Annotated in this window: 23 protein-coding genes; 10 read left to right on the top strand and 13 right to left on the bottom strand. The window is 69.8% G+C overall.

Annotated features, from left to right (window positions below):
* The first annotated feature begins 155 nt into the window (after positions 1-155).
* The 4 genes from EDD27_RS19915 to EDD27_RS19900 are packed head-to-tail and all read left to right on the top strand — an operon-like array spanning position 156 to position 3,705.
* Positions 156-1,055 (top strand): patatin-like phospholipase family protein, encoded by a 900-nt coding sequence (locus EDD27_RS19915; protein WP_206641528.1) that lies wholly within the window; start codon positions 156-158, stop codon positions 1,053-1,055.
* Positions 1,052-2,275 (top strand): macrolide family glycosyltransferase, encoded by a 1,224-nt coding sequence (locus EDD27_RS19910; RefSeq protein WP_127933744.1) that lies wholly within the window; start codon positions 1,052-1,054, stop codon positions 2,273-2,275. The genes EDD27_RS19915 and EDD27_RS19910 overlap by 4 nt, the downstream gene beginning before the upstream one ends.
* A gap of 3 nt (positions 2,276-2,278) precedes the next feature.
* Positions 2,279-2,773, top strand: a complete 495-nt coding sequence (locus tag EDD27_RS19905) for a hypothetical protein (RefSeq protein WP_127933743.1) — start codon at positions 2,279-2,281, stop codon at positions 2,771-2,773.
* Positions 2,770-3,705 carry a hypothetical protein gene (locus EDD27_RS19900; protein ID WP_127933742.1) on the top strand — a complete coding sequence of 312 codons (936 nt, stop codon included), beginning with the start codon at positions 2,770-2,772 and terminating at the stop codon, positions 3,703-3,705. Before EDD27_RS19905 ends, EDD27_RS19900 begins: the two co-directional genes overlap by 4 nt.
* A gap of 39 nt (positions 3,706-3,744) precedes the next feature.
* On the opposite strand, the gene EDD27_RS19895 is transcribed toward EDD27_RS19900, so the two are convergent.
* From EDD27_RS19895 to dgoD, 7 genes are all read right to left on the bottom strand, one after another.
* The gene (locus tag EDD27_RS19895; RefSeq protein ID WP_127933741.1) at positions 3,745-4,230 is read right to left on the bottom strand and encodes an Ohr family peroxiredoxin; all 486 of its coding nucleotides are present in this window, start codon (positions 4,228-4,230) and stop codon (positions 3,745-3,747) included.
* Positions 4,231-4,351: 121 nt separating this feature from the next.
* A complete protein-coding gene (locus tag EDD27_RS19890; RefSeq protein ID WP_241564144.1) occupies positions 4,352-4,663 on the bottom strand; it encodes a cupin domain-containing protein in 312 nt (103 codons plus the stop codon).
* An 11-nt stretch (positions 4,664-4,674) separates the two neighbouring features.
* Positions 4,675-5,115, bottom strand: coding sequence for a cupin domain-containing protein (locus EDD27_RS19885; RefSeq protein ID WP_127933739.1), 441 nt, complete (start codon positions 5,113-5,115; stop codon positions 4,675-4,677).
* 160 nt (positions 5,116-5,275) lie between these two features.
* The gene (locus EDD27_RS19880; protein ID WP_127933738.1) at positions 5,276-5,653 is read right to left on the bottom strand and encodes a hypothetical protein; all 378 of its coding nucleotides are present in this window, start codon (positions 5,651-5,653) and stop codon (positions 5,276-5,278) included.
* 101 nt (positions 5,654-5,754) lie between these two features.
* Positions 5,755-7,278, bottom strand: coding sequence for a cytochrome bc1 complex cytochrome b subunit (qcrB, locus tag EDD27_RS19875; protein ID WP_127940814.1), 1,524 nt, complete (start codon positions 7,276-7,278; stop codon positions 5,755-5,757).
* A gap of 104 nt (positions 7,279-7,382) precedes the next feature.
* Positions 7,383-8,204, bottom strand: coding sequence for a hypothetical protein (locus tag EDD27_RS19870; protein ID WP_206641527.1), 822 nt, complete (start codon positions 8,202-8,204; stop codon positions 7,383-7,385).
* Entirely contained in the window at positions 8,198-9,346 is a 1,149-nt protein-coding gene (gene dgoD / locus EDD27_RS19865; RefSeq protein ID WP_241564143.1) for a galactonate dehydratase, read from the bottom strand. The genes EDD27_RS19870 and dgoD overlap by 7 nt, the downstream gene beginning before the upstream one ends.
* Positions 9,347-9,599: 253 nt before the next feature.
* Between dgoD and EDD27_RS19860 the strand changes: the two genes are divergently transcribed.
* The 3 genes from EDD27_RS19860 (at position 9,600) to EDD27_RS19850 (ending at position 12,442) form a co-directional block, all read left to right on the top strand.
* Positions 9,600-10,058 carry a TolB-like translocation protein gene (locus tag EDD27_RS19860; protein ID WP_127933737.1) on the top strand — a complete coding sequence of 153 codons (459 nt, stop codon included), beginning with the start codon at positions 9,600-9,602 and terminating at the stop codon, positions 10,056-10,058.
* Positions 10,059-10,223: 165 nt separating this feature from the next.
* Positions 10,224-11,615 carry an MFS transporter gene (locus EDD27_RS19855; protein ID WP_127933736.1) on the top strand — a complete coding sequence of 464 codons (1,392 nt, stop codon included), beginning with the start codon at positions 10,224-10,226 and terminating at the stop codon, positions 11,613-11,615.
* Positions 11,612-12,442 carry a carbohydrate deacetylase gene (locus EDD27_RS19850; RefSeq protein ID WP_127933735.1) on the top strand — a complete coding sequence of 277 codons (831 nt, stop codon included), beginning with the start codon at positions 11,612-11,614 and terminating at the stop codon, positions 12,440-12,442. The genes EDD27_RS19855 and EDD27_RS19850 overlap by 4 nt, the downstream gene beginning before the upstream one ends.
* Positions 12,443-12,499: 57 nt before the next feature.
* Here EDD27_RS19850 and EDD27_RS19845 read toward each other — a convergent pair whose 3' ends face one another.
* From EDD27_RS19845 to EDD27_RS19820, 6 genes are all read right to left on the bottom strand, one after another.
* Complete coding sequence (locus EDD27_RS19845; protein WP_127933734.1) at positions 12,500-13,282, bottom strand: DUF899 domain-containing protein; 783 nt, start codon at positions 13,280-13,282, stop codon at positions 12,500-12,502.
* A gap of 118 nt (positions 13,283-13,400) precedes the next feature.
* Entirely contained in the window at positions 13,401-14,474 is a 1,074-nt protein-coding gene (locus EDD27_RS19840; RefSeq protein WP_206641526.1) for an adenosine deaminase family protein, read from the bottom strand.
* Positions 14,471-15,523 carry an ABC transporter substrate-binding protein gene (locus EDD27_RS19835; RefSeq protein ID WP_127933733.1) on the bottom strand — a complete coding sequence of 351 codons (1,053 nt, stop codon included), beginning with the start codon at positions 15,521-15,523 and terminating at the stop codon, positions 14,471-14,473. The genes EDD27_RS19840 and EDD27_RS19835 overlap by 4 nt, the downstream gene beginning before the upstream one ends.
* A gap of 13 nt (positions 15,524-15,536) precedes the next feature.
* Positions 15,537-16,514, bottom strand: a complete 978-nt coding sequence (locus EDD27_RS19830) for an ABC transporter ATP-binding protein (RefSeq protein WP_127933732.1) — start codon at positions 16,512-16,514, stop codon at positions 15,537-15,539.
* Positions 16,511-17,302: an ABC transporter permease gene (locus tag EDD27_RS19825; RefSeq protein ID WP_127933731.1), complete on the bottom strand. Its 792-nt coding sequence runs from the start codon at positions 17,300-17,302 to the stop codon at positions 16,511-16,513. Before EDD27_RS19825 ends, EDD27_RS19830 begins: the two co-directional genes overlap by 4 nt.
* Positions 17,299-18,090 (bottom strand): ABC transporter permease, encoded by a 792-nt coding sequence (locus tag EDD27_RS19820; protein ID WP_241564142.1) that lies wholly within the window; start codon positions 18,088-18,090, stop codon positions 17,299-17,301. Before EDD27_RS19820 ends, EDD27_RS19825 begins: the two co-directional genes overlap by 4 nt.
* A 164-nt stretch (positions 18,091-18,254) precedes the next feature.
* Here EDD27_RS19820 and EDD27_RS19815 point away from each other — a divergent pair, with 164 nt between their 5' ends.
* From EDD27_RS19815 to EDD27_RS19805, 3 genes are all read left to right on the top strand, one after another.
* Positions 18,255-19,199 carry a LacI family DNA-binding transcriptional regulator gene (locus EDD27_RS19815; RefSeq protein ID WP_127933729.1) on the top strand — a complete coding sequence of 315 codons (945 nt, stop codon included), beginning with the start codon at positions 18,255-18,257 and terminating at the stop codon, positions 19,197-19,199.
* Positions 19,200-19,487: 288 nt separating this feature from the next.
* Positions 19,488-19,631, top strand: coding sequence for a hypothetical protein (locus EDD27_RS54375; RefSeq protein ID WP_164903696.1), 144 nt, complete (start codon positions 19,488-19,490; stop codon positions 19,629-19,631).
* A gap of 106 nt (positions 19,632-19,737) precedes the next feature.
* Positions 19,738-21,009 carry a cytochrome P450 gene (locus EDD27_RS19805; RefSeq protein WP_127933728.1) on the top strand — a complete coding sequence of 424 codons (1,272 nt, stop codon included), beginning with the start codon at positions 19,738-19,740 and terminating at the stop codon, positions 21,007-21,009.
* Positions 21,010-21,015: the final 6 nt, after the last annotated feature.

Genomic DNA, 21,015 nt, shown 5'->3' with positions numbered 1-21,015 from the left:
TATCGCCGGAGCTCGGCCTCCTCGGCTCTCAACGGCGTCGCCGAGGGCGACTCGCCGGGGGGTCACCGCTATGGGGAGCGGCAAGCATGACGGGCGGCGAAAGGCCGCGTCCCTCGTCATCGAGCCGGTCGGCCGAAGGCCCGAAGCCGGTCGGCTTGAGCGCCCTTCCCCGGCCCGTGGCGGTGGTGGTAGGGGGCGGGGGAGTGCTCGGGGCCGCGCAGGTTGGTATCGGGTACGCGTTGGAGCAGCGGGGATTCGTCCCGGATCTGATCATCGGAACGTCGGTGGGCGCCCTCAACGGAGCGATCGCGGCCGCCCATCCCGGCAAGGCCGCACCCTGGCTGGATCACGTGTGGACCCATGTGCGGCGCCGTGAGGTGTTCCCGCTCGGCTACCTGCCCTCGCGGGCCAGTATCTGCACTGATCGCGGCCTGCGTGGGCTGATCGCCCGGGCCGGGCTGCCGTCACGGATCGAACAGTTGGAGATCCCCTTCACCGCGGTCGCCATGGATCTGGCCACCGGCGCTCAGGCGCTGCTCGACCACGGAGATCTCGAGTCCGCGCTGCTGGCCAGCGCGGCCATTCCAGGGGTCCTGCCCCCGGTGGATCGGGAAGGCCGGACGCTGGTCGACGGCGGGGTGATCGCTCTTGTCCCGGTACGGGCGGCCCTGCAGGAAGGGGCGGCCAGCGTAGTGGTGCTGTCGATCGGGCCGACGAACTGGCCGCTCCGCCCGACCACCCCGCCCTGGCGGGCCGGCGCGGTCGCCGCCAGGGCGGGACTGCTCCTGTGGCACCATCAGATCGAGCGCGACCTGCACGAAGTGTCCCAACAGATTCCGACCGTCGTGCTGCCGACCGGCATCGACACCTGGCCCTCCCCTTGGGACTTCAGCCATTCCCGGCGGCTGATCAACACTGCTTCCCTCGCAGCGGGCCGCTTTCTCGACGGGCTGCGCATCAGCGGACCCGGCCTGTATCGGGTCGACGGTGCTCCTGAGACATCGGCCGGCCCGGGCAAGGCATGGACCGCCTCCGTATCGGGGGGCAGCCAGTGAGCACCATCGCGTTCCTCAACATCGCCATGCACGGGCACATCAATCCGACGCTGCCGGTCGTGGCCGAGCTGGTTCGTCGTGGCCACTCCGTCACCTATCACACCTCGCCCGCTTTCTCGAAGGAGATCGAGGACACCGGTGCGACCGTGTGCCTCTACCCCGGGGGTGACCAACCGTTCCCCGATCCGCCGATGCCGCTCACGATGCTGGACGGGCTGGCGCGCGCCGCCGTCGCTCTGCTGCCCGGTGTCCTTTCCGATCTGCGTCGCGTCCGGCCTGACCTGATCGTCCATGGCGCCGCCTGCCCCTGGGGTGCGGTCGCCGCCGGCGAACTCGGCGTGCCGGCGGCAGCGGCGTTCACCACGTTCGCGTTCAATCGGTATGTCCCCAGCCCCACTCGCGCCTCGTGGGAGCTGCTGGCCGCGGCGGCGACCCGGCCCCGCAATGCCCAGAGCTATCTGCGGTCGCGGTGGGAGTTGTACCGCCGCTACAACACCCGTGGGTTGCCACTGTTCGACTTGGCGAACGCACGCCAGCCACTCAACCTGGTCTTCACCTCGCGCGCGTTCCAGCCCGGCGTCGACGCCTTCGACCAGTCCTACCAGTTCGTCGGCCCTAGCCTCGGCGCCCGTTCACCCGACCCGTCGTTCCCGGCCGATCGGCTTCAAGCCCCGGTGCTGTACGCCTCAGTGGGCACGGTGTTCGATGCCGGCCCGCAGCTGCTGCGCGAGTTCGCCACCGCGCTTGCACCACTCGGCGGCACCGTGATCATCTCCACCGGACAGACCGATCCAGCCGCGCTGGATCCGCTGCCGGCCAATGTGCTCGCTCGCCGCTTCGTGCCGCAACCAGAGGTGCTGGCCCGCGCTGCGCTGTTCGTCACTCACGGGGGCATGAACAGCGTCAACGAGGCCATGCACGCCGGGGTTCCGATGCTGGTGGTCCCCCAGGGCGCAGATCAGCCGCTGGTGGCCCGGCGGGTTGTCGAGCTCGGCGCCGGCCTGTCCATCCGTACCCAGGACGCCGCCGCGGGAGCCGTGAACGCCCTCGCTCGACGCCTGCTCAACGAGCCGCGCTTCCAGGCCGTGGCGGCCACCTTGCAGATCGCCCAGCGCGAGGCCGGCGGCTATCTGCGCGCCGCCGACGAACTCGAGCGCTACCTGCACCGGGTCGGCCGGGTCAGCCGGCCGGCCCCGGCGGATTCGCCACAGGAGCGCTGAGCGATGTCACCTCTCGTCGTCGTCCTGCTGCTGCTCGCCGGGCTGTCTGAGTCCGCCGGGCGGATCCTGCCCCTGGTGGCTCGCCGGCCCGGCGTGTCGCGGTCCCACGCGATCCGGCTCCTGCTGACCGGTGCCGTGGCCGAGGGCGCTGTGTTCGCGCTGTGGCCACTGACCGCGTGGACCCTTGCCGAGCTGGTGCTGTCCGCGCGACTGCCCGGCGTCGCCGCCGCGTTGACCTGGACACCCGACCTGGCCGCACCGCTGCTTCTCGCCGCCGTCCTCGCGTTCCCGCTGCTCGGGCCGCTGCTGCACCTGTTGCTCCTCGTGGGCGTCGGGGCCGGCCTCGTCGCCCCGCTCGCCGCGACGACCGGGCTGGGCTGGTGGGCTGCCGCGGGCTGCGTGGCCGTCGCCGGAGTCGGGCTGGCCGCCGCCATCGATGTGGTCCGGCGCCTGGTCGGGAAGATCAGCGCCACCGGGACGCGGGAGCTGCTCACATGACCGAGTTCCCGCTCCTGGTCCTGGTGCTCGGCCCGGTCCTGCTCGCCGAAGCTCTGCTCGCCCGCTACGAGGTGATGGCCTACATCGCCGGCTGGCGGACTCCCACCACCGAGCTTCCCCAAGGCATGCGCTACGCCCGGGGTGCGGACCCCGACCGTCCTCCGGACGCCTACCTGGTCTATCTGGACGGCATCGGGAAACGTCGCTTCAGCGACACCCGCGACGGGGGGCAGCTGGTCAAGGCCCTGATCGCCGGAGCGCCCGAACTACGGGTGCTGGGTCAGGTGCAGCCCTACTCCCCGCTGGCCGACCCGCTCGTGAACCGGCCTGTGTGGGAGTGGCTCCGCCACCACATCGGGATCTTGCTGTTCCTGCACAACGTCATGCAGATCTTCGTCGCCGCCGACCACCGGTACCGTCCCCTGTACAACCGCGCCGTGGGCGCCCAGATCGCCAATCAGCTGCGCCTTGCCGGGTACCGGTCCGACAGCGGCATACCCGTGGTGCTGCTCAGCTACAGCGGCGGCGCGCAGGTCGCCACCGGCGCGGTGGAACAACTGCACACCCAACTGCGTGCCCCGCTCCTGCTGATCACTCTCGGTGGGTTCCACAACGGCGCCAACGATCTCACCCACGCTCAACACCTGTATCAGCTCACCAGCGCCGGCGACTGGATCGAGCGGGTCGCCACCTGGATCTTCCCTCAGCGGTGGCGGCTGTTCCGCCGCAGTGGATGGAACCGGGCCTGCCGCGCCGGAAAGATCACGGTGCACCGGCTCGACCCGGCCACTCACATCGGGCGGAACAGCTACATCAGCCCGGAGGCGCAGCTTCCCGATGGCCGCAGCTACCTCGATCGCACCGCCGACACTGTGACCGCACTCATCCGTGCATGGTCTGGACCGATGAGCGGATCGCCGCGGGAACCGTGACCTCCACTGATGATCATGGACCGGTGCGGAGGTGCCCACTCAGCAGGCGAGGTTGATGGTGGCGGGGATGCCGTGGCGGGTCATTTTGGCGTAGGGGCACAGCGCGGCCGCCTGGGTGAGCAGCGGGCCGGCCGTGCCGCGGTCGACTCCGGGCCAGGTCACGGCGAGCTCGGCGCGTAGCTGGTAGCCGCCGTCCGAGGGGTCGCGGCCGAAGGCGACGGTTGCCTCCACGGTGATCGGTCCGGGATCGAGGAGGTGCCGGCGGGCCAGCAGGCTCAGGGCACCGTGGAAGCAGGCGGCGTATCCGGCGGCGAAGAGCTGTTCGGGGTTCGGGCCGGGGTTGTCGCCGCCCAGTTCCTCGGGCATCCGCAGCTCGAGGGCGAGGGCGCCGTCGGCGGAGCGGGCCTGGCCGGTGGCCCGGCCGTGGTCGGAGCTGCCGCCGTTCACGGCGACGCGCGTGACGTAGAGCGGTTTGAACGCGGAGCCGTTGTAGTCGTGCTCCGTGGACAGGTTCGGGTTGTTCATCGGTACGCCTTTCAGCGGCATCGCGGTGTCGACAGCTAAGACCGGACAGCCGGTCTTGTTGTGACGCCCCCGGGGCAATGCTGAAGGCGGGAACCACACCCGGTTCCCGCCTTCCTCACCGTCAGCGTGCGGTGCTGAACAGGAACGCGCAGTCCTGCACAGCCTCGACGCGGTGGCGGCGTTCGGGCATGACGAGCAGATCGCCGGGCAGTCCGTCCCACGAGTCAGGCCCGGCGACCAGCCGCACCTGCCCGTGCAGTACGTGCACCGTGACCTCGCCAGGGTGCTCGTGTTCGTGCATGTGCTCGCCCTGCCGCAACGCCATCACGGTCTGCCGCAGCGAACGATCGCGCCCACCATGGACGGTGGTGGCACTGCGACCACTGTCCGCCTCACGGGCAAGCGTGAGCTGGTCGCGAACGAGCGCAGTCAACGAGACCTTGGTCATGACTGCGGTGCGCGACGGTCTCGCCGAGCTTCCAACTCCTCCGCGCTGACCGGGATCAACATCGGCTGCCCAGGCGCGCAGAACATCGTCACCACGAACGCCGACTCCTCGTCGGCGAGGTGGTTGCCGTCCTGGTAGTGGATCACGTCCCCACCGGGCTCCCAGAACGCGTCACCAGGCCGGAGAACCCGCGCGGGTTCGCCTTCGAGCTCGAAGTTGACGGCGCCCTTGATCACGTACCCGTACGCGGGTCCCGAGTGCCGGTGAGGCGGCGCACCAGGGCTGTTCGGCGGCAACGTGACCAGGAGCGTCATCGCCTCGGCCCCCTCCGGCGCAGGCGGCGCCCCCGGCACGGTGGCGACCACGTCGATCTTCGGCGGCGGCCCGCTCTTGTCGGGGTTCTCGAGGTGGTGAGCGTGAGCTTGATCGGTGCTCATCGGTATTCCTTCCGTGACGCGGCCGGCTCGATCCGGCCTTGCACCAGCTCAGACCGGATAGCGCCCTGATGTGTGACAACACCTCGGTCAATAGCGCAGTTCACGTGGGGTTCCGCCGAGCTTCGCAGCCGGCACGACCTACACGCCCAGACGGACGGCATCAGAGGGCCAATGCGGCCATGAAAGCCATGCTGGCCGCCATCCCGGCCGAGCACACATCCTGGCTGAGCATCCTTCGATCCGCGCTCGGCTCGGGCATAACGCGGATGAGCCGGGCGCAGGTCCAGCCCAGCCCGATGACGAGGGCCACCGTGGCCAGCGAACCGCCTCCATGCGAGTGCCCAGACGAAGCGCCGACGGGCCCGCCGAACGCCGTCAGCACCAAGAGCATGGACATGACCACGAAGTCCTGGATGTGATGACCGGTCTCCGCCCGGCGGGAGGAGGAGCCACAGAGCCAGCCGGCGGTCAGCAGCGCGAGCACCGCGACGCAGAGGAACAAGCCACCCAGATGCCCGGCCGCCATGCCGAGCGCCATGACGACGTGTGGCCACCTCCTAGTGGGACGTGCGGAGGGCAGCAGGGCCGGGGCGAGGGCCAGGACGCAGCCGACCGATACTCCCACCGTGTGGAGCGCGCTCAGCGGCTGCTCCAGGAGCGATGGAGCGCCTCTCGGATCCGGTGTTGGGCCGGCGGCGGGACGTCTCCGTTGCTCACCGGCGGCAACGCCGGCGGGGCCTGGGGGGCGGGCGGCGTGAGCCTCGCCTTCTCCTCCTCGGTCGCCGGCCGTTCGACCTCGGTGAAGCCGCCGTCGGGCCCGCGTACGATCACGCCGGTCTCCACGCCGTGCTCGACAGTGTGCCGGTCGCGCGCTTGCAGCCCCAGGCAGATCCACCGGGTGACCACGTACGCCAGCAAAGGCCCTGTCACGATCGCCACCCGGAAGATCCACGTCGTCGCGTTCAGGGAGATGTGGAAGTTGGAGGCGATCACGTCGTTGCCCCCGGATGTCCACAGCACCCCGTAGTACACGATTCCCGCGACCCCGATGCCTGTCCGTGTCGGCACGTCGCGCGGCCGGTCGAGCAGGTTGTGCACGGCCCGGTCACCAGTGACCCACCGCTCCACGAACGGATACAGCGCCAGTCCGGCGAACAGCAGCCCCGGCGCCGCCAGCGCGGGGATCAGCACACTCATGGTCACGGTGTAGCCGAACACGGTGAACTCCCACGGCGGCATGAGCCGCAGCGCGCCCTCCAGGAACCCCATGTACCAGTCGGGCTGGGAGCCTGCGCTGACCGTGCTGGGCACGTACGGCCCGTACAGCCAGATCGGGTTGACCTGGAACACCGTGGCCATCAGCGCGACCACCCCGGTCACCCACAGGAGGAACGCCGTCGTTTTCGCCAGGAACGCGGGGAAGAACGGATCCCCTCTCACCAAGCGTTCGTTCAGCCCTTTCGCCCGGTACTGCGTGTGCATCTGCCGCCACGTCAGCACCACCGCGTGCAGCGGGATGAGCAGCAGCAACAGCCCAGGGATCAGCAGCACGTGGATGCTGTACAGCCGGGAGATGATGTCATCGCCGGGGAACTCGCCGCCGAACAGGAAGGCCGCCAGGTACGTCCCCACCAGCGGCACCGACAACGTGACCCCGTGCAGGATGCGCAGCCCGGCCCCGGACAGCAGGTCGTCGGGCAGCGAGTAGCCGAACAGCCCGTTGAGCATCACCAGCCCGAACAGGGCCACGCCGATCAGCCAGTTCAGCTCGCGTGGCTTGCGGAAGGCACCGGTGAAGAAGTTGCGCAGCGCGTGCGTCACGATGCCGGCGAGGAAGATCAGCGTGGCCCAGTGGTGCATCTGCCGTATCAGCAGGCCGCCGCGGACCTCAAAGCTGATCTCCAGGGTGGAGGCGTACGCCTCGCTCATCCGCACCCCGCGCAGCGGCACGTAGGCGCCGTTGTAGACGACCTCCTGCATGGACGGCTTGAAGAAGAACGTGAGGAACACGCCGGTGACCAGGACGACCACGAAGGCGTACAGGGCGATCTCGCCCAGCAGGAAGGTCCAGTGGTTGGCGAAGGCCTTGCGCATCGCCTTGTTCAGGAAACCGGCGCCGCCGACACGATCGTCAAGCGCCTTGGCCAGTGAGCCGATCTTCATCGTCACCCCGCACCCGGCTCGGTTGCATTGTCGCAACCAACGACCGGATGGTGCGGCGATATGTGACACTTGCCACTGGATGGCCGTCCACGCGCGGGGTGCGGTCAGCGGCTCATCCGTTCCGCGGCCACCACGAGCCGCCAGGTCAGGTCACCGGACGAGGAGACGACCGCCGCCTCACCGGGGCCGGCTTCCGCCAGGTCGAACACGGCTCCGAGCATGGGTTCCACCCCGACGCTGCGATAGGGCGCGTGTTCGGGAAAGCCGCCGAGATTACGCCACAGGGCGGTACTGACGGGGACTCCCGGTGGTGCTTCCAGCCGCAGGTCGAGGACGTCGGCCTGGTCCTCCACCCGCACGGCGGCGCACCGCAGCACGGCGCCCACGGCCGTGCCGTCGTCGGGGCCGAACCGGTCGAGTTCGAGACCGAACGGCGCGGGCCAGCGTCCGTCCAGGTGGGCGGCGCCGTACGGCCAGGCGGAACCCAGCAGCACTGCCGCCTCGGGGAAGATCCGCACAGGCGTTCCGTCCGGAGCGACGAGCCGCGCCTTCTCACTGAGGTCGAGCAGCGCGTGAGCGGCCCAGAGGAACCTGAACCCCGGGTCGGCGCTCAGCCGGTAGGTCGCCACCAGCGCCCCGGCCTCGTCGCCGATCGTACGGGTCAGCTCGAATCCGTCGCAGCTCACCGTGCTCCGGGCCGGGGCGCCCGTCCAGGGGCGGCTCCACGCGTCACCGTGGTCGGGCAGCCCACGGACCGTGGGCACGCACTCTTCGAGACCGCCGACGTCGACGAACGCCGATCCCGGGACGACCGCGGACCTGGCGGGATCGGGCCGTGACCACAACCATTCGCGGCCGCCTCCGGACAACGACGTCCACCGGCCTCCCCGGGCGAGGTCGAAGCGCGCCGACAGGGGAATCACCACTCGGCCGGCCCACCGTCGTCGTGCCGCCAGATCGGGTTGCGCCATGCGTGTCCCGCCTGGTCGGCGCGCCTGACTGCGGCCTCGTCGATCTCCACCCCGAGCCCGGGCGCCTCCGGACGGGAGACGTACCCGTCGGTGAAGCGGAACACGGCCGGGTCGGCCACGTAGTCGAGCAAGTCCGCGCCCCCGTTGTAGTGCAGGCCGATGGACTGTTCCTGGATCAGGAAGTTCGGTGTGGCGAAGGCGACCTGGAGGCTGGCCGCGAGGGCGAGCGGGCCGAGTGGGCAGTGCGGGGCGAGCTTGGCGTCCCACACCTCGGCGAGTGCGGCGATCCGCCGCGTCTCGGAGATGCCGCCGGCGTGGGACAGGTCGGGCTGCACCACGGCCACTCCCGCCTCCAGCGCGGCCCGGAAGTCCCACCGCGAGTACAGCCGCTCCCCGGTGGCGACCGGGACGCTGCTGGCGGCCACCACGCCGGGCAACAGGTGCGGGCGGTCCGGCAGCACCGGCTCCTCGGCGAACATCGGCTGGAACTCCGCGATGAGCGGCAGGATCCGCCGGGCGTCCGCCGCGCTGACCCGGCCGTGGAAGTCCACCGCCAGGTCACGGGCAGAGCCCAGGATCTCCCTGGCCAGCGCCACCCGTTCCACCACGCCCGCGATGTCGGCGGCGGTGGCGAGGGCGGGCATGCGACCGGAGGCGTTCATCTTGACGGCGGTGAACCCGGCTTCGAGCCTGGCGCCGATGCCCTCGGCGAGTTCGGCGGGCTCGTCGCCGCCGACCCACGAATACACGCGGACCCGATCCCGTACGGGCCCGCCGAGCAACGCGTGGACCGGCGCGCCGTAGGCCTTGCCCGCGATGTCCCACAGCGCCTGGTCGAGGCCTGCCAAGGCGCTGGAGCGCACCGGGCCGCCCCGGTAGAACCCGCCGTTCGCCATGACCTGCCAGTGATCTTCGATGCGCAGCGGGTCCCGCCCGATCAGGTACTCCGCCAGCACGTGAACGGCGGCGCGGACCGGCTCGGCGCGGCCCTCCACGATCGGCTCGCCCCAGCCGGCCACGCCGTCGCCGGTCTCGACCCGGCAGAACAGCCACCGCGGTGGCACGAGGAACGTCTCGATCCTGGTGATCTTCACCATTGCCGCCACATGTCGATTCCGTGCCCGTCCGTCATGCCGAGTCCCTCACGGCCGTCCAGCCGCCGTCATGAACGCCCGCCCGAGAAGCCGGTGCCTGTCACGCAGACCGATCCCGACGACCTCAGGGTGGTCTCCGACCTCGCCCTCAGCGCCGACGGCACCCGGCTGGCCTACGCCACGCCGCTCATCGGAGGTGGCGCCAAGATATCCGTCCTCGACGTCGCCACCGGCCGGCGCCGGGACTGGAGGACGTTTGACGCACTCGATGGTGAGCGGCCTTTCCTGGGCCCCGGACGGCCGCTCGCTCGGCTTCGTGCTGGGTGGCCGGGCCGTCGCCTTGCTCGACCTCGCCCGCCTGGGCACCGACCCGGACGGCGCCGCGTCCCGGATCATCAAGAACGCCACGGGCGTCATGCCGATCCATTCGGTGGCCCACACCCCTGACGGCAGCGCGCTGATCTACGCGTCTGGGCACACCGTCGAACGCGTCCCCGTGGCGGGCGGGCCGGCGCAGGTCCTGGCCCGGCCGGAACCGCCGCCCGGCGCCTCGCTGAGCCTTCGCTTCAGCGTCGACGGGACCGGCGAGCACCTCCTGTACGTCCACGAGTGGCGCGCCTACCGGGTCGGCCTGGCCGACGGCGCGGTCACCTCGGTGCCGATCACCGTCGACGAGCGTCCGTGTGAGGGCGCCTCGCCGCGCGCAGCCTGGTGACCACCAGGCATGTTCTTGACGTGCCGGGGATCGCAGACCAGCATCACTGACACCGGACCGGCAGTCGACGTCCGGCGCGGCACGACTCCGCTTCACCCGCTGTTCTCCTTCGAGTGCGAAGGTAACGCCGCGCACAGCGTCGGCTTCAGCAAGGAAGGTGATCGCGTGTCCCAGCCCGGTACGGCCTCCGGCCCGGGGCGGACTCCCGCGTGGCGCTACGCCATCGGGATGTTCGGCACTTCCATCCCGATCAACATGATCAAGGGATCGATGATCCTCTTCTACGTCGACATTCTCGGGCTCGACGTTCGCGCTTACGGCGTGGTCATGGTGATGTACGCGGTCATCGACGCGCTCGACAACCCGCTGCTCGGCCACCTGTCCGACCGCACCCGGAGCCGGTTCGGCCGGCGCCGGCCGTGGCTGCTCGTCGGCGCGCCGATGCTCGCGGCCTGCATGATCGCATTCTTCTCCGCGCCGACCTCTTTGCAGGGCATCGGCCTCGTGCTCTGGTTCGCGGTGTTCGCGATCCTGTGTGAGGCGTTCGACTCGATGCTCAACGCCAACTACGGCGCGCTGCTCCCCGAGCTGTACCCGCGGGAGCGCGACCGCGCCGTGGCCAACGGTCTGCGCCAGGGCTTCCAGCTCGTGGCGCTCGTGATCTCGCTCGCGGTCACCCCGGTGCTCACGACGGACGTGTTCGGCACAGAGGAGTCCACCCAGGGCTTCCAGATCACAGCCATCATCTATGGCGCGGTCGCGCTCGTCGTGATCGTGTTCATGGCGCTCGGAATGCGCGAGAACCCCCGTTACTCGACGCGCGAGCGGCCGCCGCTGCTGCGTAGCGTGTGGTCGATCGTGCGCAATCCGATGTTCTGGACGGTCGGGCTCACCGGCGCCTGTTACGGGATAGCCATGGCGCTCGTGCTCTCGGGCATCCAGCTCTACGTCCGCTACTCGCTCGGGCTCCCGGTCGGAAACGCTCTCTACCTTCAGGGCATCGTCATCCTCGTCTCGGCGGGCGGACTCGTGGTGTGGACGCGCGTCGTCGCACGCCGCGGCGCCCTGTGGACCTGGCGGCTCGCCTTCGCGGTGCTCGCGGCCGGTTTCGCAGCCTTGTTCTTCGCCACCGACCTCGTCACCGCGATCGCCGCGGGGGTGGTCGTCGGGGCCGGGTGGTCGGGAATGCTCGCGACGAACGACCTCATCGTCGCGCGTGTGCTGGACGCCGACGCGGCGCGCAACGGGGAGCACCGGGAAGGGCTCTTCCTGTCCGCGTTCGGCTTCTTCGGCCGGCTCAACGGGATCGTGACCGGACTCGCGCTCACGTCGCTGGGCGTGTTCTTCGGCTACAACTCGGGCGCCGACCCCGGCGCCGATCCCGGGCTCGCGTTCCGGGTGTACTTATGCGTGTACCCGTTCGTGCTGACGACGATCGGCGCGGTCGCGGCCCGGCTCATCTCCGTCCCGATCGAGACGCCGCCTGAGGCGGCTGAGCCGGTCGAGCCGCCGCCCCCCGGTCCCGTGGACGAGTCCGCCGTGGAGCGACCCCGATGACCCGTCGCGTCGTGATCACGGCCGACGATCTCGGCCGGGAACCCGGGACGACGGAGGTCATCCTCGCACTGCTCGCCGAGGGACATGTTTCCGCGACGACGCTCATCTGCGTCTCGCCGGCCGCGGAAGACGTCGTGCGCCGGGTCGGGGAGCTCGGCGTCGTGCCGCGGCTGCATGTGACGCTCACGAGCGAGCGCGGCGTCCCGCGCTGGCGGCCCCTCAACGGCGCGGCGAGCCTCGTCGATCCGGACGGGACACTCAGCGACGATCCGCTGGCGCTCGGAGCCCGCGGCGAGGCCCAGGATGTCATTCGGGAGGCGGACGCACAGCTGCACTGGATGTGCGACCGGGGCCTTGTGCCCGAGGCGGCCGACTCCCACGCCGGCACCCTCTACGGCCTGCACGGCAGATCGTGGCTCGCCGAGGCGCTCGAGTGGTGTGCGCGCCACGGCCTTGCCTTCCGGCTGCCCCGGGACCCGGCGCCGTACTTCGGCGGGCCGCTCCCGCCGCAGCTCGCGGCAGCGCACGAGCGCGCCGTCGCCCTCGCCGACGCACTCGGCGTGTCCATCCCGCAGACGATCGCGACCAACCGGCGGAGGGCACAGGAGCTCGGTTCCTACGAGCGACTGCGGGACGATTACCTCCGCCGGCTCGCAGCCCTTCCCGAGGGCACGAGCGAGTTGTTCCTGCACCCGTCCTGCGAGGACGCGGTCACGGGACCGGACGGCATCGTGCGTACCTGGGAGGCGCGGCTGCTGCGTGACCCGGCGTGGCACGACGCCCTCGAGAGCGAGGGCGTCGAGGTCGTCGGAGACTGGTGGGCCTGACCTCTGTTCGATCTGGGGGAGCGGGCGGCTCGTGGATGGGCTGTCGACGAAGGCGCGTCAGTGGTGGTGGCCGTGCCGGCCGAGAGTCTCCACGGGGGTCGCGCCGGGGCGGGTCCACTGCGGTACGGGGCGGCTGGTCGGGCCCCAGGTGGCGTTCCCGTCCGCGTCCGAGCGCCAAGACCAGCACGGGCTGCGCCCCTCGGGCCAGCCCTCGGGGTTGTCCTCCCACGCCTCACCGCGGCCGTAGGGCGTCATGTCGAGCAGGCCCAAGGACCCGTTGACCCGCTCGTTGCCACGGCCCGTCGTGGAGTAGGTGAGGAACACGCGCTCGCCGTCGCGCAGGAAGCAGGTGACGTACCCCATGCTGCCGCCGACCGGCGCGTCCACGTCGCGTACCGAGTACCAGGGCTGGGTGTAGCCCATGAACTCGACGTAGGAGGACACCTCGTCCCAGCGGCCCGTGGTCAGGATGGCGAAGGAGACGCCGCGGGCATTGAGGTAGACGGCGTCCTTCAGGTGCCAGGCCGTGGTGGTGCAGCCCTCGCACTGCCCCTGGTGCGGCGCGCCGTCGTACCACATGTGCTTGTAGACCACGAGCTCGTCGCGGCCCTGGAACAGGTCCAGGAACGGGACCGGGCCGTCGGGTCCGACGACCTCGACCGTCCCGTCGAGCTCCACCATCGGCAGCCGGCGGCGGGCCGCGGCGATGGCGTCGCCCTCGCGGGTGTGGGCCTTCTCGCGGACCAGGAGCTCGTCACGGGCGGCCTGCCAGGTGGCGAGGTCGACGACGGGCGGGCGGCCGGGCAGCGCGGTGGTCGGGTCGTCCGGCGTGGTCGTCATGGTGTCCTCCGTGGTGTCTCGTGCCGGGCAGCGTCGTACGACGCGTCCTACGACGGTTACCACAACAGACCCGCGACCCGGCCGGAACTCATCGCGGCAGGGGGTGGGGCCGCCCCGACTACGCCATGTTCGCGAGTTCGCTCTCAAAGCGCGTGCGCAGCGCGTCCTTCTCGGGCTCCGGCAGCCAACACGCCTCCACCCCGGCCAGCGCCATCGCACGCAACCGCGCATCTTCTACAGCGAGCTGATCGGAGAGGATCCGATACTCGTTCGCCAGCGACGTCGGGAACATCCCGGGGTCGTCGGAAGCGGGAATGACGTTGAGCCCGGCCTCGAGCATCGCCGCGATCGACGCCCGCCGCCACGGCCGCCACGAGCGCCGCGAGGTGGTCGAGATGACCGTGAACGGGATCTGCTCGTCCCTGACCCTGGCGACCACCTCGTCGTCCTCGAGTACGAAGTAGCCGTGGTCGATCCGGTCGCACCCGAGTACGTCGAGGCAGGTGATCGTGTTGGCGGCGACGGGCGCGTGCTCGGAGGAATGAGCAGTGCGGCGGAGCCCGGCCTCACCGGCGAGCCGGAAGGCGGCCGCGAACCGCTCGGGCGGCCCGGCGGTCTCCAGGTTGTCCAGCCCGATCCCCGCCACGTAGTCGTGCGGGTTGTCCACAACCGTACGTATCCAGGCGAGCGCCTCCTCACCCGACTTGCTCCGGTCGATGGCCGCGATGAGCCTGCCCGACATGCCGAAGTCGCGTTCTGCCATCCTGATGCCCTCGGCGTACGCCTCGATCACCGTGGCGTAGCCCAGCTTCTCCTGATGTTCGGTCAGCGCGTCGAAGGAGAGCTCGAGATGCCTGGTCGCGCTGGTCCGGTGGGCGTCCTCGAAGGCCTCATAGGTGATTCGGGTGAGATCGTCAGGGTCGCGCAGGACCTGGACGACCCACGAGGACACCTGGAACAGCGAGTAGGAGGTCTGGGGCTCGTCCGCGCTCCTGCCCTGCGGAACCGGGATCCGGGTGTTCAGGTAGAGCGCCGGGTCCGGCGGAAGCGAGTTCACATCCGCGTAGATCCGCTCGGGCGTGTCGGGCAGGTCGAGCCCCTCCCGTTTGGCCAGCTCGGCGAAGGTCGAGGCGCGCACGGTGCCGATGAGGTGGCAGTGCAGATCGACCTTGGGCATCAGGTCGAGGTTCACTTGCCGGCCACCTCGCGGGTGAAGCGGTCGACCCAGGCGGCGCGGGTGTCGACGAGCTGGGCGGGGTCGAGGGTCTTGAACCCCGCGGCCACGGGGTCCTTCGCCGCCTCGCCCGTCACCTTGGCGATGTCGGCCGGGACCTCGGCCTTCGGGTTCGTGGGCAGGTCACCGACAGCTTTCGCCATGGCGCTCTGCGCCTCGGCCGACAGCAGGTAGTCGATGAACTTCGCCGCTCCCTGCTGGTTGCGCGCGCCCTTGGGGATCATCGCCCGGTTGGTCGCCATGTAGCGGCCCTTGGCGGGAGCCGTCCAGGCGATCGGCTCGCCCGAGGTGACCAGCTTGGTGGCGAAGCCGCTCAGCGCGTCGGCAGCGACGATCTCGCCTTGGGTCAGCAGGTTCGTGACCTCGGTCGAGGAGGTGTAGAACTGCAGGACGTTCGGCGCCCAGCCGGCCAGGGTCTTCAACGAGGTGTCGATGTCGTAGGGGCCCTTGCCGTACGACTCACCCACGCCCGAGATCATGAGTTGTCCGGCGGTCACCGAAATATCGGGGAGCGCGACCTTTCCCTTGTTCGCCGCGTTCGCGAACAGCTCCCAGTCGGCGGCCTGCTTCTGGCTGAGCTTGCCCGTGTTGTAGATGATCCCGTTGAGCTGGTGCGTGTAGGCCGGCCCCTCGTAGGCGCCCTCGGTCGCGAACGGCGCGAGTTCCTTGATGTTGGGCACGTCGACCTTCTGGAAGAGGCCGTCCTTCTGCCCGAGTGCGGCGAAGTAGTCGGAGATCAGCACCACGTCCGCGTCCGGCTCGCCCTTGGCGAGCTTCAGCTTCGACAGCCGGTCGGAGTTGGACCCGGTGTCCAGTTCGACCTTGATTCCCGTCTGCTTGGTGAACGGAGTGACGACCGCCTGCTCGAACTCCTTCACACCGAAGGGGAAGGTGCTGACGACGATGGTGTCCTGCTCGGCCTGCTTGTCACCGGAGCCGGAGCCGGAACATCCGGCTGCGGCGAGCACTGTCAGAGCAGCGGCCAGTACGGCACGGCGCGTGGGCATAGGATTCCTTCTTTCAGCGGGGGAGTGAGACCAGATGGTCGTCTGGCGCGATCACCGTGACGCTCGATCCGGGCGTCGGGGTCGCGCCGCTGCGTACGTCGGCGAGCAGCCTGACGGTCGCGCCCGACGGGTCGACCACGTCGAGCGAGACCAGCAGGTCGACGCCGCGGAAGGCCACGTCGACCACCGTCGCGTCAAGGCCGTGACCTTTCTCGGCGATGCGCAGATGCTCGGGCCGGATGGTCAGAGGGGTGCCGTCGGCCGCGGTGAGGAAGTTCTCGTAGCCGAGGAACTCGGCGACGAAGCGGTCAGCCGGACGGGGGAAGACCTGCTGAGGAGCGCCCTGCTGCACGATCCTGCCCTCGTTCATGACGACCATCTCGTCGGACATCTCCAGCGCCTCGTCCTGGTCATGGGTGACGAGGACGACGGTCAGCTTGGTCTCCGCCTGGATGCGCCTGATCTCGGCCCGCATCTGGACGCGCAGGCGGGCGTCGAGGTTGGACAGCGGCTCGTCGAGCAGCAGGAGCTTGGGCCTGATCGCGATCGCCCTGGCCAGTGCCACCCGCTGCTGCTGCCCGCCGGAGAGCTTTTTCGGCTTGCGGTCGGCCAGGTGCGCGAGCCCGACGAGCTCGAGCGTCTCCATGACCCGCGACCGTCTTTCCGCGGATGGCACCTTGCGCAGCTTGAGCCCGTAACCGACGTTGCCGGCCACCGTCATGTGCGGGAACAGCGCGTACGACTGGAAGACCATCCCGAGATTCCGCTTCTCCGGCGGCGTACGGGTGCTGTCGATCCCGTCGATGCGGATCGTCCCCGACGTCGGTGCCGAGTAGCCCGCGATCATCCTGAGCGTGGTGGTCTTGCCGCAGCCGCTCGGGCCCAGCAGCGTCGTCAGCTTCCCTGACGGCATGGCGAGGTCGATCTCGTCGACGGCGGTGAAGGAGCCGAACTTCTGGGTGACTCCGATCAACTCGGCGGCGGCGGTCATTGATTGATCCCTCCGAAGATCTTGGCGAATCCGACCGTGCGCTCGGCGATCACCGCGATGACCACGGTGGCGGCCAGGATGAGGGTGGAAGCGGCGGCGACCATCGGGTCATAGGACTGCTGCACGTAGTCGAGCATCGTCACCGGCAGCGTCCGGAAGTCGCGTCCCTGCAGCAGGAGCGACAGCGGCACGTTGTTGAACGAGGTGACCACGCTGAGCAGCCCGGCAGAGAAGATTCCCGGACGCAGGACGGGCAACGTGACGGTGAAGAACGCGCGCAGCGGCGAGGCGCCGAGACCCCGGGCGGCCTCCTCCAGCCCGGGGTCGGCCAGCGCGAGCGAGGCGCCGGTCACGCGCACCGCATAGGGCAGCATCAGCGCCGTGTGCCCGACCAGCAGGGTGCTGAAGTTGTCCAGGTCCATGCCGATCATCAGCTGCTGGAACAGCGCGAGGCCGACGACCAGCTCGGGGACGATGAGCGGCGACAGGAACAACCCCTCGACCAGGCCCTTGCCAGGGAGCTTTCCGCGGTGGATGGCGAGCGTGGCAGGCACGCCGACCAGCAGCGCGAGCGCGGTGGCCAGTACGGCGAGCTCCAGGCTGGAGATCGCGGCCTCGATGAAAGGCTCATAGCCGAGCGCCTCGTCGAACCAGCGCAGCGAGATCCCGTCGGGCGGGAACCTCAGGGTGCTTCCCGCCGTGAAGGCGGTGGCGACCACGAAAATGATCGGCACGATCATGATGACGTAGCCGATGACCGCGAGCGCCGCTGTGATCGGCCGCTTCATGAGGTGGCCCCCTTCCGCCCGATCAGCGAGGACAGCCCGGAGACCAGGAAGACCAGGACCGTCATGATGAGCGCCGTCGCCGAGGCGGAGGCCCAGTCGACCGTGGTGCTCGCGTAGGTGAAGAGCTGTGTGGAGAGCATCCGCTGGCTGGACCCGCCGAGCAGATAGGGCGTGGTGTAGGCGGTGACGGACCCCGCGAAGACCAGAGTGGCGGCCACCACGATGCCCGGCATGGTCAGCGGGATGACGACGTTCCACATCGTGCGGATCCTGCTCGCGCCGAGCCCGCGCGAGGCGTCGTCCAGGCCGGGATCGACCTGGGCGACGGCCGAATAGCAGGAGATGATCGCCAGCGGCAGGAAGAGCTGGGTGAGGCCGAGGACGATCGCCAGCTTGGTGTAGAGCAGTTGCGGCGCCACGTCGACGATGCCGAGCTGGACGAGCAGTTGGCCGAGCGCCCCCTTGGAGCCGAGAATGACCAGCCAGCCGAACGTCCGTACCACGTTGCTCAGCATCAATGGGAAGATCGCCACTGCCAGGAAGACTCCGCTCCAGCGTGACGGCGAGCGGGCGAGCCAGTAGGCGATGGGAAAGCCGAGGACGACGCAGATGATCGTGACCGCCAGAGCCAGCCCGACCGTGCGCCCGATCACCTCCAGGTCGTAAGGATCGGCGAGCATGTCGCCCAGGCGCGCGAAGATCTCACTGGTCGGCACGTCCGGCGGCGCGAAGAGCATCGCGGCGGAGGGGATGAGGAATCCCACGACCAGCAGGACGAGACCAGGCACCAGTAGAAAGGCCGATTTGGGGGAGATGTCGGCGTCCTTTCTCAGTGGCGTACGCTTGTCTGGAACCGGTTGTGGAACCGGTTCCAGAAGCCCGACCATAGATTATGAGCGGCCTCGCGCACAAACCCACGTGTGAATTCCGTGTAACGACTCAAGGAGGATCAGTGCCGACACTCGCGGACGTCGCCGCGCTGGCCGGGGTTTCCAAGGCGACGGCCTCCCGCGCCCTGGGCCGGCCGGACCTGGCCGCCCCGGAAACGGTGGCCCGCGTCCGCGCAGCCGCCGAGCAGCTCGGATTCGTCCCGAACCGGGCAGCCACTCAGTTGGCCCGCGGGAAGACCGGGGTGGTCGCTGTCGTGGTGCCCACGCTCGACAACACCTTCTTCACCCCGATCATCGGCGGTGCTCAGGCGCGGGCGGCCGACTCGGGCATGCAGCTGACCATCGCCGTGCACTCCCTGGAGCACGCCGCTCAGCTGGCCGCGGTCCAGCAACTCGCGCACCAGGTCGACGGCTTCCTGCTCACCGCGCCCCGAGGTTCGGACGAGATCGTCCGCGCCGCCGCCTCGTTCAAGCCGACCGTCCTCATCGACCGTGAGATCGAGGGCATGACCTCGGCAGTCGCCGACACGGCCAGCGCGTTCGGCGCGCTCGTCACCCGGTTCGTCGAGAAGGGTCACGAGCGCATCGTCTACATCGGCGGCCCGGCGGGCTCCTGGCAGGATCGTCAGCGCCAGGCGGCCATCCGCGCCGCGGCCGAGTCAGGCGGCGCGACGCTGACCATGCTCGGCCCCTACCCCTCGACGTTCGCCGCCGGAGTGGAGACGGCAGAGGCCGTGGTGGCCGCCCGCGCGACCGCCGTAGTCCCGTACGCGACCTCGATCGGCCTCGGCCTCATGTTCGCCCTGTTCAGCCGCGGAATCCGCGATGTCGTGGTCAGCTCGGAGCGCATGATCGTCGAGAGCCTCGGCCTGGGCGACGTCCCCTCGATCGACGTGGACGGTGAAAGGCTCGGCGAGGTGGCCATGGACCAGCTCATGACACTCCTCGGCGAGCGCAGGGAGCCGCCACCACCCACCAGACGCCGCCTCACCGTCCGGATCAGCTAGGCGGACCGTCCGCAAAGGGATCAGGTTCGCCCTGGCGGCCTCGCCGAGGAGGCCGTCCGGCGGGGAGCGAGCGTGCGCATGACACGGATCGGCGCCGGGGTGGTGGTGCGAGCCGGAGAGCATGGCCGGCCGGCGGACTCTGGCACTCGAGCGTTGCGGACACATGCTGGGTCGCCACGTCATCGCCACGGAGGAGATGATCCAGGACATCAAGGCGGCGGTGGACGCCCGGCGCGATCCGCGCTCGCGATCTTCTCGGTCGGCGCGGCGTTCGCCGCTGCCAAGGGCATGCGGGACTACCTGGAGACACTCGCCACCCGGGGCGACACCCGCCCGATGCCCGGGAACCTGCTCGGTTTCGCGGAGTTCAACGAGCTGATCGGCCTCGACGAGCACGCCGTGCTGGAGGAGCGGTACCAGATTGCGGGATGAGTCCCCGAGCGGGCATTCCCGGTGGCGAGCGGTACATCCGGCGGCGGCCTCTGGACGTATCACACGCATGGGGCTCGGGGACCGACGTCAATGATGGAGCTGCGTGATGACCGTGGACGACCGCTTCGGGCAAGGCATGGGAGAGGTACGAAAGAACCGGTTGCTGGGCACGGCCAGCGAGGTCGTGACCGATCCGGTCTCGGACTGGGCGACCGACTTCTCCCATGTCGATCCCGTCTGGGCCGCCGATCCCTATCCGATCCTGGACGAGCTGCGGCAGCGTTGCCCGATCGCGCACACCGAGCGGTTCGGCGGCGTGTGGCTGCCGACGCGGTATGAGGACGTGGCGGCCCTCGCGTACGACACCGAGCGTTTCTCGTCCCGGGCGATCATCGTCAGCAACAACAAACCGCCACTCGACCTGGCCCCGGTAGGCGACGCCCCGCCCATCACCTCCGATCCGCCGTTCCACCGCGACGCCCGGCAGCTGCTGCTGCCGATGTTCGCCAAGTCGGCGGTGGCCGAACAGGAGGAGGCGACGCGGGCGTACTGCCACGAGCTGATCGACGCGATGCGCGGGCGGGAGATCGTCGACGCCGCCCGTGACTACGCCCAGCACATCCCGGTGCGGGTGATCGCCGATCTGCTCGGCTTCCCGCCCGAGGACGGCCCGCGGTTCCGCGTGTTCGTCGAGAACGTCCTGGAGAGCATCAACCAGTCGCCTGAGGAACGTCTCGAACGCCAAGACGAATTGGTCGGCTACCTCGTCACGCAGATCCACGAGCACGTCGCCAGGCCGCGCGACGACCTGACGACGTACCTCATCAACGCCGAACTCCACGGGCAGAAGCTGGACCCCATGCACGTGGTGGGCACGATGATGCTGCTCCTCATCGCCGGCATCGACACGACGTGGAGCGCCATCGGGGCGTCACTGTGGCACCTGGCCAAGACTCCGGCCGACCGCGAGCGCCTGGTGGCCGAGCCGGAGCTGCTGCCGACCGCGATCGAGGAGTTCCTGCGCGCCTACGCCCCGGTCACCATGGCTCGCCTGGTCAAGCAGGACATGCGCTGGAAAGGCGTGGACATGAAGGCCGACGACTGGGTCCTGTTGTCCTTCCCCGCTGCCAACCGCGATCCGGCCCAGTTCGAGCGGGCGGACGAGGTGCTCATCGACCGTGAGGTGAACCGTCACGCCGCCTTCGGCCTCGGCATCCATCGCTGCGTGGGCTCTCATCTGGCCCGTATGGAGCTCCGGGTCGCCCTGGAGGTCTGGCTGGAACGCATCCCCGCCTTCGCCCTGGCGGACTCGGCGGCGGTGACCTGGGCCGCCGGCCAGGTACGCGGCCCCCGCGCCCTCCCTCTCCGCATCTCCTGACAGTCG

Origin of the sequence: Nonomuraea polychroma (genome assembly GCF_004011505.1) — a bacterium.
GTDB lineage: Bacteria > Actinomycetota > Actinomycetes > Streptosporangiales > Streptosporangiaceae > Nonomuraea > Nonomuraea polychroma.
Note: the sequence above shows the minus strand (reverse complement) of the source record. Positions and strands in the feature narration are given on the sequence as shown.